The sequence below is a fragment of the Paenibacillus sp. fava2 genome, assembly GCF_058313675.1.
The window spans coordinates 31,320-44,709 of the sequence record NZ_JBZFQH010000002.1 but is presented as its reverse complement, the minus strand read 5'-3'; the positions used below and the strand labels follow the sequence as shown (position 1 = coordinate 44,709).

The window sequence follows — 13,390 nt, the reverse complement described above, 5'->3', positions numbered from 1 at the left end:
TTCTTGTTACAGGGTATTTAGCTAGAAGCTTTCTGTCTAATTCCTAGTGAAAATTGTAACAAATCACTATAAGCAATAAACTCCCTTATTTCCCCCGCTGTCATCCCTTGGGTTACTACCTCTGATTTTTCTTCATTGGCCGAAACAGCAAGTTTATGGAGCATATAATAATTTCCAATCTCCAGAAAAGCCAAATACAAAACCCTTGGATTTTCGAGACTTTCCACGTAGGGCGTGTTCTCCCAGTTCTGAATGGATAATATCCGAGCATTCGGATCCTTGGCCAGCGAATGGGATACGGCGTCTTGCAGCAGTTTTGGACAATCAGTTAATTTACATGTTGGGTAACTCATTGGACTGCACTCCTTCATTGAGATCCTTATGGATCCATATGATCTTAATTAGCCTCTACAGACAGAACGCCCTTTTGGAACTCTGTAACAGCTGGCGGGTACTTGGAACGCAAAAATTGCTCCGTTATGATTTGATAGTCAATCTTTCCCCGATCTTCAGCAGCTGCATAAGAAGATAGCCCCTCTTTTTTGGAGATCCAATCGGCCAAGTCAATAAAGTCCGTTGTCTCATTCAAAATAGCTGATTTGGGAATATAGCATTCCTTCACTGAGACTTTTTCTTGTTGCTCAAACTCATTAATATCTTTGAATATGTATCCCTGATCGATTGAATGCCCGGCAGGGGCTATGTAGGCGTTATAATGTCTACCAGCAGCTAAGCGGAAAATGAATTTATCCTTTGTCTCAGTAATTTTCATTTTCACTGCTTTGCTTGTTTCATGAATTTTAGTGACTTGAATGGAGTATTTATAAACCTCCATACGTTTCATTCCGCCTACTACTTTTCTGTAAACGCGCACTTCTGACTGGCTTTTGGGTATCTTCATGCAACTATCCCCCTTAGTCAATAGTTGTAAGCTGTGAACTACTAATTCCGAGCAGCTTTCTCAAGTAATTCCTCGTATTTGCGAATTTCACGAACCATAAACCTGGAGATAGTATCGACCAATCCTGCTTTGAGCTCACCTGCTTCTTTTTCACTTCTGCATTCATAGACAAGTCCATCCTCTGACAGTAGATCCGATGCAAATTTTCTTCCGGTAAATGCTTTCCCTTGAAAAGTGGATAAACAATCATCACTGACTATTTCAACTTTAACTGGGGAAGACATTGATATCATGGATAATAACCTCTGTACTATAGGGTAACTGAAGAAGATATTATGTTCTTCCAGGACATTGCGCACCCGCTTTTCCAATCCGCCATCCGTAATTTCTAGTTTTGCAATAATAAGAAATGGAGTAGTTGATTCTGGATGAACCTCCTTGTTCACATGCAAAGAATAAGCATTAAACATTAGCTGTGGCCCCTTCCTTTTGGATATTTCGTCCCTTCATTTCTGAAACATATTTCTCAATTTCAGCGATCGGGTACTTGGATAATTCCTGATACATTTTAAATTGCGCAAAAGTTTTAGGGTTACGAATGGCTGCCAGGTACGCTGTTTTCCCCTCTTCGTTCAGCAGTTTGGCGGGATCTTGCTTCTCCGGCAGCTCACCGATCCATACATTGATACCGGCTTCTACAAGGAATTGTCCTGAAGCCAAAGCACCGGCCCGGCCGGCTTTGTCACCATCATAGACCACCAGAACATTTTGCACGCCCTTTTTACGCAGTTTACGAGCATGATTTGCAGTGAATTTATGAGCGCCACCCGAATCGACTCCATTTTCGATGCCGTGACTCTCAGCGACAAGACGATCAATGGCTGCTTCATATAAGACAACGAATTTATCCGGATCAAGGTCATCAAAACCTCCCAGGATATTATCTCCATAGAGGTAGAAATGTTTTACGCCACTCTTACTGTCATCAATAGATCGTCCGTATAAGTCGATAACCTTGCCGTTCATATAAACGGGCACTACCGCTCGATAAAAGAAGGAATCCAGACCTTTAGAGTTGATCAATCTGTATTCCAGCAATTCAGACTTAGTGTACCCGTACTTTTCCAAGTGGCTACGCAAAGCCCTTCCGCCCGGCGCATAACCCACTGTACGCCGTTTTATGACCTCTTTCGAAACTCCCCGGCCAATTATGTAATCATTGTTCTCTTGAGCGCTGTAGAAGGCAGCAGCCAGCTTAAGCGCCTTTTCTTTACGGACTTCTTCTTTCCGTTTTTCCGTGTCATATGCCGGCAGTTCAACCCCATACATTTCTGCCAACATAGTGACTGCTGCAGGATAACTGAGATTGGCCACCTTCATCAGGAAATGAAGAGCGTTGCCTCCCGTTTTGCAAGCCTGGCACTTGTACGTTTGAGTTGTCTTACGAATACGTCCGTTTTCAAAATCGGATTTATTACAACAGAAGCTAGCTTGGTAGAAATTATTGATCCCTGTACCTGGTTTGACGCGGATACCGTACTTCTCCATAATCTCCATCATATCAACGTGTTTTAATAATTCATCGATGAATTCAGTTGTGAAATGTACACCCACTAGATCCGCCCTCCCTGCTCTTTATGTTTCACCTTGTTCTTCAAATATTGAAATGCCTTCTCATCGGTTTGGATGACTTCCTGGAAGTCCTTCGGCACTTTCCCCGCATTCACAATCATCCGATGGTAATCCTCATTTAAAACGGCTGCCATACGAATGAGCACAGCTTCAGAAGGAGCAGGTACTTTTCCTTTTTCAATCTTGCTAAGATAAGGAGTTTTTATGCCCGCCATTTCAGCCAGCTGCACTTGACTTAATCTATTCGCTAATCGCAACTCCCTGATGTATCGATTGAAGTCCATTTGTTTCCTCCGCTTAAGCTTTATTCATTAGTATAATTATACCATAAAAGTTGCATATAAACTCAATAAATATTGAATAAATACGCAATTATTTTCAACTTAAACAGTTTCTGCGCAAAGCTTTGTTACCCAATACTAAAAAAATGGCCGATGGTATTTGACCATTGAAATCAGTCAATTGCCACCGGCCACAAACAAACTTTTTTTCTATTTTACGCGATGAGTTTGGATATACTCAGTCCAATCCCCTTGAATCGTGACAGTCTTAGTATCAACCTTAGTGTGATAGTCATTTGTCGCCGTAAATGTAAAAGTAATCGGCCCATCTGGCAGATTCTCAAAAGTAGAATCGTAGAGCTGCCCCGTCCATCGCAACCGATCACTGCTGGTCGCAGTGAGCTGTGTGCTGTAGCCGCCCGTCATAGTCACTTGGACCGTATTCGGCATACCGGTCGTATCAGCCTGAAGAACAAATGCTTCGCCTGCCCAATACACGTTATACCCTCGCGGACTTTCAGCATTTCCACTCTTTTTGAGATTGTAGGCTTGTCGGTTCTCATTCCACTGTGTTGTGTGCTGCACCCGGCCCACTACACTAAGAAGGTTAACCATGAAATATTTCCGCGGAGATATGTTACTCCAGCCGTAGCCATCGTATGCCTCTACCTCCACTGCATATTTCACATTTTCCGCAAGCGCGCCAGCCGGCACCTGCCATTGCTTGACGCTGGATGCTTGATCGCCAGATTGTGCTGTTACTGCACCAGTGCTTAGATTGATAATCCGCACCTTATACCGCTGCTGCAGATCCCCATCTTCATCCTGGTAATCCCACTTGATGATCGGGGTCAGGGTACTGGCTATTGTTGGACTGCTTGTGCTGCTGCTGCTCGGGTAGGTAATGCTGACAGTTGGGATCCGGTTTACTACCGTGACTACTTGTGACAGCTCTCTACTGAGCCCCAGGGAGTCTGTTACAACCTGTCGGTACGTAAAGGCTCCGTTTGTACTGAACTGTTTGGTAAACGTACTCAGTGTGCTGGCTAACCCCTCTGTTCCTCCGGCCGGCTTCAGGTAATATTTATAGCTGATGGTGTCTCCATTTACTATATCCGCATCCGTAGCCGTCCCATTAATCGTGAGTGTATCCGTCCGGTAAATGGGCACCTGAGCTGCATTGCGGCCAGTGTCAGTCATGAGCATAAAGCCCGGTTGTGGCGGATTGTCGATAATGAACGTCTTCTCATTAGAGATCTCCGACCACGATAGCTTGGAGTATGCCCGGCCGTATACGGTGAAATATTTGAACCGCTCAAACGTCTGGTTCGGCACCTGATACTGCCGAAGCAAGCCGGTGGCATCGGCATTCTCGACGGTGTTGGCCAATAAGCCACTGGCGTCAAAAAATTCGAGTCGATATCTTTCCTGCAGATCATTTTCCGGATCGGCGTAAGTCCACTGTATGAGGGGATCTCCTTGCAGCTGCGCATCGATCACGGTTGGTGCTGTCTGTGTGCCAGTAGGTCTCGTTAAGGTCATCGAGGGCGCCAGATTCCGTGTGACCGTCACTTTGAGTGTGGCTACATTGGATTTCGCACCGATCTGGTCGATTGCCCAATGCTCAATCGTGTATACACCTGGAATATCAAACGCTACATTGACGCTTCCGTTATCTCCGGACCAGCTGATTTGTCCATCGCTGTCCGTCACCTTCCAGTACTGCTTCAGACCGGCTACGTCCGAGGGATCTTCATCGGTATCGGCAGCTGAATAGACGCCGACATCATATTGATAAACAGTGTCTTTGCCATTTATCGCGGCTTCCGGAATATGATTTTTTACGGCAAACTGCCGGGTAGCTGTAGAGCTTAACGAACCATCGGATGCCTTAAGTATCATTTCCCAGTTATCCGACACTGCTTGTTTAGGAGATATTCCGTACCAGCTCATCAGATCACTGATCTTCACCACCTGATTTCGCGTACTGCCGGCATAATAAGATGCTCCACCATTCAGCCTTCCGTTCCATGTATATGATAGGACATCCCCGTCTGCATCCGGATCCGGTGTCTTATTTTCCATTGTCACAACGGTATCCCGATAAATTTCTGCCGGCATGTAAAAGTCTGCAGCTGGTGGAGAATTAATCACGGTCACGGTCTGGCTGTAGTAATCCGACCAAAGCCCGCGATTATCTCGTACCCTTAAGGTGACTACATAGCTGCCGATGCCGTAACCGGCGATATTCGGCGGCGTTGTCCCCCCCCCAGAATATGACCATACTGTCTGACTGCTATTTTTTACAATGCTCCATTGATATGTATCTAGCGGATCGTTATCGGGGTCGAACGATCTGTCGGTAATAGTTGTTGCCCTTCTGTAGGAGACAATATTGGGATCAACAATGAACATGGCCACTGGTGGCAAGTTTCCTCCACTGGCTACGGTACGCTGGCACCAATCACTCCACACTCCCAGCCCCGTCTCGCCGTCAACGTCTCTGACCCGAAGGCGGACTTCATACTGATCACTGGTCGGTAGCTGCGCGGGTGGTTGGCCCTCTGTCCAGGTTTCATTCGCCGTTTTTTTGTATTGCCACTGCCAGACTGCGATCCCCTTATTGATGCTGCTCGTATGGTCCAAGTCATAGGAAGCATCTGTTAACTGCAGGCTGCCGTTCACAAGCTTGGCCGAGAATAAGGCAATCGGTTTTCGGTGAACATGGAAGGTCATGGACGATAAATTCTCTCTGCCCCACAGCCGATAATTATCAAACCGGTCATCATTCTTCGGATTGTCCTTCAATTGAAAGTAGGCCCGATATACCCCGCTGTACGGGAAGGATGTATATTGGGACGTCCGCCATATTCCACTGTCTGAAATGATGCCCATAGGATTGTCGAAGAAGTATGGGTCATGATCATACCCAAAACGAATCGCATATTGAGGGTCATTTTCATAGTCCGTGTATGTGTTGCTCAATTGCACCGGAGTATTAATCAGCATAAAGGATTTATTCTTTAACCGAATCTGTACATTAAATGATAGACTTGCTTCAGCTTTTTTATTATAGGGATCGACCACACTTACCTTAATCGGAAACGTCCCTGGAGAGAGAGAGTCTGCTATCGCATCTATCGGTATTGAAAAATAATGTGCTGAAAGTGTATTGGATACTTTTTCTTTTCGGTAATACACACCATTAGGAACCTCAATGATTAGATCTACGGTATCATTATCCGGATCTTGCACATAACCTTCAACGTTTAAAATATTCATTCCTTCTTCATTTTGAATGGTCATATTATTCTGCGTAATGAGGGATAGGCTCGGTGCACTATTTGTTATCAACGGAATTTTATGATAGTCGTTTACGTAATACATCGCTTGTAATCCGTTATACATCAAGTCACTCCATGAGGTACCGACTTCTAAAAATTTTGGATCTCCACTTAGATAATCCCCCCTGAAATCCACTATGCTCAAATCATATGAAAAGCTCCCCCCCACAGCGGTAAAACTGTCCTCTTCATAATCCATAGGCCTATCGTCTATAGTGTTTCCTTCAAACCTCTCATATTTGGCAAACTCCATATCCCTATCCAATCTCGGGCTAAACCCATAAATAGAATGCTTTGTTTGGGGTGCATTGTCAGCCATAACGTTGTAGGTTGGATGATGATCTTCTCGATAAGTTTTTATGGATGAAGTAAATGTACTTATATCAAAAGAAAATATCTTTGTTACTCTATTGTATTGAATGTTGGTAACTGAAAAGGCTTCCCGATGAACGTAACTTTTAGCTATAAAAAGATTATCAAAAAATCCTGAATCTCGGGGCAATTCTGCATAGAGATCTGCTGCAGGCGCATAATAGTCATTGTATTTAACAACAGTTGTATCTAAAGCCAGTGCAAATTGTGTACCAAAACCTCGTAATTCAAAAGGTAATAGCAGTATTAAGCATAAAAGCACTTTGAGAAATCTATCCAGTATTATTATTCGCTTTTCTTTTCTGATCTTTACCACGTCCAATCACCTTCAGGTCCTCGATTTAGCACTTCTACAATGCGTTCGACAACTGGCTGGACTGCACTGCTATATGAATCCGCTGATCTCCGATCTGCAGCAGTAACAAATTCATCAATCGTCGCTTGGCCGAATTCTTCTGTTTCTACGGCACGAACCTCATATCTTCCTACTTGGTTAACCTCTAGATTGAGATGATCCAGATTGGCATCACTGAACGTCACCCAAGATTCATCCTCGAAGCTACCGTCATTGTCCGAGTCGTATCGATACTGCCACTGACGGTACTTAATCAAATCGCCATCTGGTGAAAATGAGAAATCTTCAATAGTGACAGAGGCCTTATTTCCGTTCTGTGGATCCCTGTACACTACCGGCTGCATATAGAAATATACGGTAGGCGGTTGGTCTGGTTGAATTGTAAATGTCACCGACGCGGTATCGGTATATCCCAGGGTGTTCTCGACTGATATCGAGGCCTTGTATATTCCTGGATGCTTGAAGAGAATATCCTTATCTTTAATACCGTTTAAGGATCCACTATATTTTATGTCTGAATTTGTCCCGCCAGATACAACCGAAATGGTGATTTTAGTAAGCGAATCATTGAGCGGATATCGCGCTGGACTACTGCTAGTACTATGTATAGTCACTTTACGATTTTGCTTCAAAATTCCCTTCACTTGCAGGCCGGCTACGGGCTCAGGTTTGATAACGGTAATATATTTGCTTGTATAACCAGTCAAGCCGTCATTATCAGTTACAGTGAGCCCAACCTTATTTTCGCCCAAACTACTCTCCGGATACCAGGTTGTGCTACTTTGTCCGATGACAATATCTCCTATACCCGGAGTATCCCAAGTGTAATCCTTAATAGTCCCATCCGGATCATAGGATCCACCGCCACTCATGATAAATTCTTCTCCTGCTTTAATTGTTGCTGGAGCCATTATTATGGCAACAGGTGGCTTCTTGATACTCTCCGGCTCCGGTGTTACTTCAGGAGTTAGCGGGGGTGGAACAGGAATCGTATAAACCTTAACGGTTTCACCAAGCGTTTGAGTCAACTGCGTAATTGATCCAGTTGGAGTAATGATCGGCTTTGTAAAGCGCACCGTTACTGTAAGCACATAATCCTGGGTAAAAATATCCCCCTTGACATCACCTTTTTTAATTGTGAACGCATCACCATCAAAGGTCTGCATGCTGGTAAGTGTCTTACTATAGCTTTTCTTAATTTTCGCCTCACTTTCCCCTTTCTTTTTAGCGTAGAACACCCACTCTTCTATGTTTGAGGTGTCCATATACACTTGAAGTGTACCTTTAAGAGAAAGCTGCACAAGAACATCTTTTTGCTCGAATTGGGTCGGGTTGGGGTTAGGCTTTAAAACTGCGGAATTACCTACCAGAGTGGGTTCTGTTGGTGGAGAATAATTAAAGGTAACGGTCCCCCCGTAACTGTAAGACTTCACTTTGGCAGAGGCTTCATAATAATATTGAGCAAATGCGTAATATCGCCTTCCCTCCGCCATACCAGATAGACCAGTTTTATCTTCAGCTGTATAAGGAACAGTATTGGGAATATAGTAATTTATAATGACTCTCCCGTTTTTAAATTTAGGTTTTTCATCAACATACTTACTATTAGAGTAAAGCTTTGGTGAGATCGTTGACTGAATAATATCGGCAGGATCAATAACTTCTGTTTTTGATCCGTTATACCATTTTAAGTATTTAGTGTCTTGCCTTGGTCCAGCAGAAACAACTGTTTTAGGAGGATTCTTAGAAGGATTACTGTCTGAAGCTCTTACATCATGGGACTTGTTGTCAGTATCTGTCTTTTCGTCATATTCATTGATTTGCCAACGAGAACCATCTGAATATAGCCAGATGGAATTATATATATTTGCTTCAAACATCGTCTCAAAAGAAGCTTGATAACCCAATATACCGGGGATTGTCTTAGTAGACTCATTACCTTTTAATGTGAGGTTTAGCTTACCATCACTAACAGTAATGCTTCCAATTACTGTGTTGTTTCCGTTATATTTTATTGATCCCGGTATAATTGAACCACTATTTACACCTTCAGGGAGTCCTAACGAGAATGACTTAGCGCTGTTATCAGATCCCGTTAATCCTGTTGAAATAGGGATAGATACCGTACCACTTTTGGCACTGTCTGCATGGGCTAATTTGTAAGCAGGAGGATATACCGTCAAGAAGATTATTACTAAAATCAGTAACCAAGTAAGAATTTTTTTTCTGTTTTTCATGAGATTCTATGATTCCTTTACTACAAATTTTTCAGAGAACTCCCCATTGAAGCGAACCTGAATTAAGAAATACTTAAAATCTTCACCGTACATATATGCTTGATATGTTGTTAATTGTTCCCCTGGATTTAATTTCATCCTATTTACCGCTAATTTATCATTTATTTTATTTATTCTGGACCAGTTATACACTGGTTCTAAAGTAGTTTTACCTTTAAATCTAAGGCTCCACTTTTCTCCAGTAGTAGTATCAAATATCTTTTTACTATTATTTTTAACTGTAATTTTGGTCCAAACAAAATATTTAGGTTTACTTAACATTCCAGATTCTTCAGCATATTGATATGTTTTACGCAGTGAAACAGCTTCTTTAGAGTTAAAGTCATAAACCATAATTTTTTCAAGCGTATAGCTCAGACCTCCAGCAGTAACAGTCACTGGGAGTTCCACGTCCTTCTTCAGTCCAAATTTCGAGAGATTATCTGTCATTATTGGTACTGCAGTAGGTTTAGGTGCTGACGTTGGTATCAGCTTTACTGCGGATGCAGCTGCCGGCTTTGACGTTGCTGCAGCACTTACAAATCCTACTTGCTCCAAAATAACACTAGTAAACATTCCAGCAGCCAACACAATTTTCAAAACGTTATTCTTCATGTCAGTCTCTCCTTTGAATTTTTAATTTGTGATGCGTCCTGCTAAGGCTCGCCTCGGGGCAGGATTACCATTTCGAATACGCTTCAGCCGAATACAGATCACCGGGTAGTTCAGCGGTAGGGGCCCCACCCGAGCGAAGCTTGGGAAGGGGCCGCTGAACTTGAAGGGCAATAAAAGTGAGGATTACCGGACCGGCAACGCCGGGAGGATATGCCGGAGCGTTATTGCGGTTCAAACCGGTAATGGTAAGCTTGAACAGGGGCGACCTGAGCCACTAAAGGACGCATCGGCATCATTGACTATTCATCCAATTTTAGTTCCTGGACAGCCGGTACCTGGATGTCACTTGGTGTGTAGATCCGGGTAATATAAACGGGGTGCTTCGTTTTTATCACGGCCACTACGGCCGGCCCCGTTAAATATTTCGTGATGCCATTAGCAGTGTCTTCATATAATATCGGAAAGGTTGTATTCGAATCGTCCAAAATTCGAAAATCTACAATCTCTACCTTAGATCTCATCCGGCTGCCGCTTTTGGGCGTCAGGCTAGCATCAAGACCTAGATTAGCTTCCAGTGATTCTCTAAATGTTTGGAGTGCTTCGTCTGGATCGATGATGACATCCCCTTGTCCAAGGGATAATTCATCTATTTCCAGAGATGCGTCATGTACAGCCATATTATTCGCGTCTTTGAGCATAGAACGGGTGATATCCCATTCATCGTTCTGTAGTTGGAAAAACCAGGTTTGAATGAAGATGAACAAAACAAATACTAACTTAATTATAAAATCCATGACTCTTCACCTTCAGTTCAAGTATTCACTCATGATTGAACTGTGACCGTAATACTCTTTTGGCTGAGCGACTGAACCAAAAGTATAGGGAAATAAGTTAATACGGGGAGCGCGTATGTATACGTCCAGCCGCGTTTTTCGGTCCTGAACGGTTGTAGTTGAGCTCGTGATTTGAATCTCATCTGCGCTAAATCCTAACCGCTTAAGGTTATTTATGACTTCATTTTTAAGGCTAGAAGTCACCATCCCCTCGGTTGCTGCCTTTTGTGCCAGATATGAGGTGTTTGCCTTCACTTGCACATCAAGTAGTGAATCTATGTAAGAAAATATCGGCTGCAAGAGAATAAATAACGCAAACCACAAAAATAACGCCCGGAGGATGGTTTCCTTCATGTCAAATCTCCTTTAATAATTCTCTACTTTTTTCGTTTCCGTCATAACAGTGTCCTGGCCTGATCCAATATAATTCACAGCTGCATTTATAAATATCCCAGCGATTACTAGCCCCAAAGCTAGGTATACAGCTTTTGCAATGGTCTGGTTCATTTACTCTATGCAGCCAAAGTAGTGTGATTCCCTGGCGCTTCCTGAATTTGAAGGTAGCTAGTTGGAATTACAGGCGGATTGGATGTGGAATTGTTTACAGTAGTACGTGTATAGTTAGTGAAAACTGTGATACCAATGATCAAGCAAAGTAGTGTGAAAACCAAGAAGAATGCTTTAGCTATTGTCATATTCATGTTATTATTATCTCCCTTTTTGTTTGTGTTTTTTTTGACTTTTGACCTAGTGGATATTTCTTTCACATCCTAACCACTCCTTTCAAAATGCATCTTCATCCCCCCTATACGTAGTGAATGTATGATTAATTTTAAAGGCCCACGGTACCGTATTGATTTTTGATGATCATCACATACATCAGTGATAGAACAACAATCATCAGAAAAGTAGTCATTGCAGGAGAAAGCGTAATAAATGTTGCAATACTGCCTATGTTGCCCCATCTACGCCCATACTGATCTGAAGAGATTTTGGAAATAATCTTACTCTGATTATTTAAATAACTGATAGCATCCTCGTCTGAACTCATACTTTCTGTCGCTAACATAATACTTCGAATATCTGCAATGAAAGGATGGTTTGAAGGAAATTGTTCACAAAACCAATCGATTGCTTTTTCGACGCCTTCATCGATTGAACGCTGAGACAGCTCGTATAATTCCTGGCGAATGTATTTAGAGTGTGCTGCAACTTGGGCACAATAGGCCGAAAACTCTGTATGCCCTCTCTTTTTCATCCGATTATTTTCGTATAGCTTCAAAAAAGAGATTAGCTCGCCATCTTTTCTTGAGATTTTGTTTGCATGCATTTTCCGTAGGAAAGCGCCTAATGGAGCAAATTTCGCACTGCTTGTAACCGTAATAATGGCTGCAGGAATAATAAAGTCTGAAACTGTCGGCGGATCCTTTCGAATATAGCTGACTGAAAGCTGTAGGATTAGATATAACCCGGCTGCCCCGTATCGGAAAAGATTGATATTTCCAGAAGCAGAAGGAATGCCCGCTTTATCAAGAAGATCCTGTAGCTTTTCTGATTCCAGCTTGTTTCGAACATTTTTCATTGTTAACTGTTTGCGCAGCAAGTTATTAGTTTCTCTTTTCCCGCCGCTTAAAAAGACCACAAAGGCAAGGTACACGATTCCAACAATTGTAATTAAAACAAGCACTCGCTCCAGAATTCTCCACCTCCCTTATTTACGATATTCTTAATGATAATCCAGTCTCGGTTTTGCCAAGACAGTGCTGATTGCAATAGAAATGAACATTGTACTTACGATGACCGCTAAAAATGTAAGGCCGACTGTCGTTTGAAATTGCAATTTGAAGTATATCGAAGGCGTTAGCAATTGAATGAATGTACCAATTGACATTGCAATTACAATTACATTTCCGAATAACCCCAGCTGAATAGCATCACGATTCTTTGATTTCACATTGATGATCGTTTCCCGCTGCTGCTCCATGGATTGGGTCAATTCTAATAACGCTCCAGCCAGCTGATGATTACTTTCTCTTTCAGCGAACATAAGATTGGAGACAAAGATGTTTGAAAATGTGGTATCAACGGCTGCAGAAAAGCGATCGATCCCAGCATTCAACTCGTATTCATCGGTGTAACTGGCGAAAACATCACTTAATATAAATACTGGCCGCTGGAGTACATTTTTAGGTGTTAGCAAACTGGCCGTTTGTGCAAGGGCACCACTTACATTTAAATAGCCAAACTTGGCATAAATCTTTATAACTTCTAATAGATCATAGCTCGCTTTATTTTTCTTCTGCACGAATTGGTAACGGAGCCTTAAATAAGGAAAGGTTCCTGCAATAAAGGATAGCAGCAGCGAAACTCGCCAGATGGCTTGAAGGGGCCTTGTATCCTTGCTGCTGCCGTCATCAATAATGAGACTGTTGCTAAAATTCAAATGCATAGGTAATTCCCGCAATGTCAGTAGAACAATTAAGAAAACAGCAATCATTAGAAAGCCGGTACCGACAAAGAACAAAACAACGCTTGCCCCAGGCTGATAGTTTTTAGTGCTGAGGTACAGCAGATCTTCCAAATGGTTTAATATAAGGCTGGAAGATTTCTTTTGGGTCTTGCTCTGTTGTTTACTAACCACTCTGTTTTTAATGGTTCTACGATAATCAAATCTCTTACTTAGTGTCTGATAGTAGCTATTAAAAAATGGTACTATTAGCATCCATAATCCGTAGGCAATGACGATATGAAATAGCAACTCTACTAAAAATGGAACCATTC

General features: G+C 42.5%; 12 protein-coding genes. All 12 read right to left on the bottom strand.

Annotation, left to right across the window (positions count from 1 at the left end; genetic code table 11):
- Positions 1-17 precede the first annotated feature (17 nt).
- Positions 18-353, bottom strand: a complete 336-nt coding sequence (locus AC4G46_RS32290; protein WP_491129072.1) for a hypothetical protein — start codon at positions 351-353, stop codon at positions 18-20.
- 44 nt (positions 354-397) lie between these two features.
- Positions 398-901 carry a hypothetical protein gene (locus AC4G46_RS32285; protein WP_491129071.1) on the bottom strand — a complete coding sequence of 168 codons (504 nt, stop codon included), beginning with the start codon at positions 899-901 and terminating at the stop codon, positions 398-400.
- A gap of 41 nt (positions 902-942) precedes the next feature.
- Entirely contained in the window at positions 943-1,371 is a 429-nt protein-coding gene (locus AC4G46_RS32280) for a hypothetical protein (RefSeq protein WP_491129070.1), read from the bottom strand.
- On the bottom strand, positions 1,364-2,515 hold the full coding sequence (locus AC4G46_RS32275; RefSeq protein ID WP_491129069.1) for a CHC2 zinc finger domain-containing protein: 1,152 nt from the start codon (positions 2,513-2,515) through the stop codon (positions 1,364-1,366). The genes AC4G46_RS32280 and AC4G46_RS32275 overlap by 8 nt, the downstream gene beginning before the upstream one ends.
- Complete coding sequence (locus tag AC4G46_RS32270) at positions 2,515-2,817, bottom strand: helix-turn-helix domain-containing protein (protein ID WP_491129068.1); 303 nt, start codon at positions 2,815-2,817, stop codon at positions 2,515-2,517. The genes AC4G46_RS32275 and AC4G46_RS32270 overlap by 1 nt, the downstream gene beginning before the upstream one ends.
- A 207-nt stretch (positions 2,818-3,024) precedes the next feature.
- Positions 3,025-6,846: a glycoside hydrolase family 78 protein gene (locus AC4G46_RS32265; protein WP_491129067.1), complete on the bottom strand. Its 3,822-nt coding sequence runs from the start codon at positions 6,844-6,846 to the stop codon at positions 3,025-3,027.
- A complete protein-coding gene (locus AC4G46_RS32260; protein WP_491129066.1) occupies positions 6,840-9,122 on the bottom strand; it encodes a PKD domain-containing protein in 2,283 nt (760 codons plus the stop codon). The genes AC4G46_RS32265 and AC4G46_RS32260 overlap by 7 nt, the downstream gene beginning before the upstream one ends.
- Positions 9,123-9,128: 6 nt before the next feature.
- Positions 9,129-9,776, bottom strand: a complete 648-nt coding sequence (locus tag AC4G46_RS32255) for a hypothetical protein (protein WP_491129065.1) — start codon at positions 9,774-9,776, stop codon at positions 9,129-9,131.
- A 299-nt stretch (positions 9,777-10,075) separates the two neighbouring features.
- Positions 10,076-10,570: a hypothetical protein gene (locus tag AC4G46_RS32250; protein WP_491129064.1), complete on the bottom strand. Its 495-nt coding sequence runs from the start codon at positions 10,568-10,570 to the stop codon at positions 10,076-10,078.
- A gap of 12 nt (positions 10,571-10,582) precedes the next feature.
- Positions 10,583-10,963: a hypothetical protein gene (locus AC4G46_RS32245; protein WP_491129063.1), complete on the bottom strand. Its 381-nt coding sequence runs from the start codon at positions 10,961-10,963 to the stop codon at positions 10,583-10,585.
- Between the two features lie 478 nt (positions 10,964-11,441).
- On the bottom strand, positions 11,442-12,296 hold the full coding sequence (locus AC4G46_RS32240; RefSeq protein WP_491129062.1) for a hypothetical protein: 855 nt from the start codon (positions 12,294-12,296) through the stop codon (positions 11,442-11,444).
- Between the two features lie 39 nt (positions 12,297-12,335).
- Complete coding sequence (locus AC4G46_RS32235) at positions 12,336-13,388, bottom strand: hypothetical protein (RefSeq protein ID WP_491129061.1); 1,053 nt, start codon at positions 13,386-13,388, stop codon at positions 12,336-12,338.
- Positions 13,389-13,390 lie beyond the last annotated feature (2 nt).

Bases quoted from the DNA above. Each gene is read 5' to 3' on its own strand.
- AC4G46_RS32235 (WP_491129061.1), bottom strand. From the start codon at position 13,388: ATGGTTCCATTTTTAGTAGAGTTGCTATTTCATATCGTCATTGCCTAC.
- AC4G46_RS32270 (WP_491129068.1), bottom strand. From the start codon at position 2,817: ATGGACTTCAATCGATACATCAGGGAGTTGCGATTAGCGAATAGATTA.
- AC4G46_RS32250 (WP_491129064.1), bottom strand. From the start codon at position 10,570: ATGGATTTTATAATTAAGTTAGTATTTGTTTTGTTCATCTTCATTCAA.
- AC4G46_RS32255 (WP_491129065.1), bottom strand. From the start codon at position 9,776: ATGAAGAATAACGTTTTGAAAATTGTGTTGGCTGCTGGAATGTTTACT.
- AC4G46_RS32245 (WP_491129063.1), bottom strand. From the start codon at position 10,963: ATGAAGGAAACCATCCTCCGGGCGTTATTTTTGTGGTTTGCGTTATTT.
- AC4G46_RS32290 (WP_491129072.1), bottom strand. From the start codon at position 353: ATGAGTTACCCAACATGTAAATTAACTGATTGTCCAAAACTGCTGCAA.
- AC4G46_RS32285 (WP_491129071.1), bottom strand. From the start codon at position 901: ATGAAGATACCCAAAAGCCAGTCAGAAGTGCGCGTTTACAGAAAAGTA.
- AC4G46_RS32260 (WP_491129066.1), bottom strand. From the start codon at position 9,122: ATGAAAAACAGAAAAAAAATTCTTACTTGGTTACTGATTTTAGTAATA.
- AC4G46_RS32280 (WP_491129070.1), bottom strand. From the start codon at position 1,371: ATGTTTAATGCTTATTCTTTGCATGTGAACAAGGAGGTTCATCCAGAA.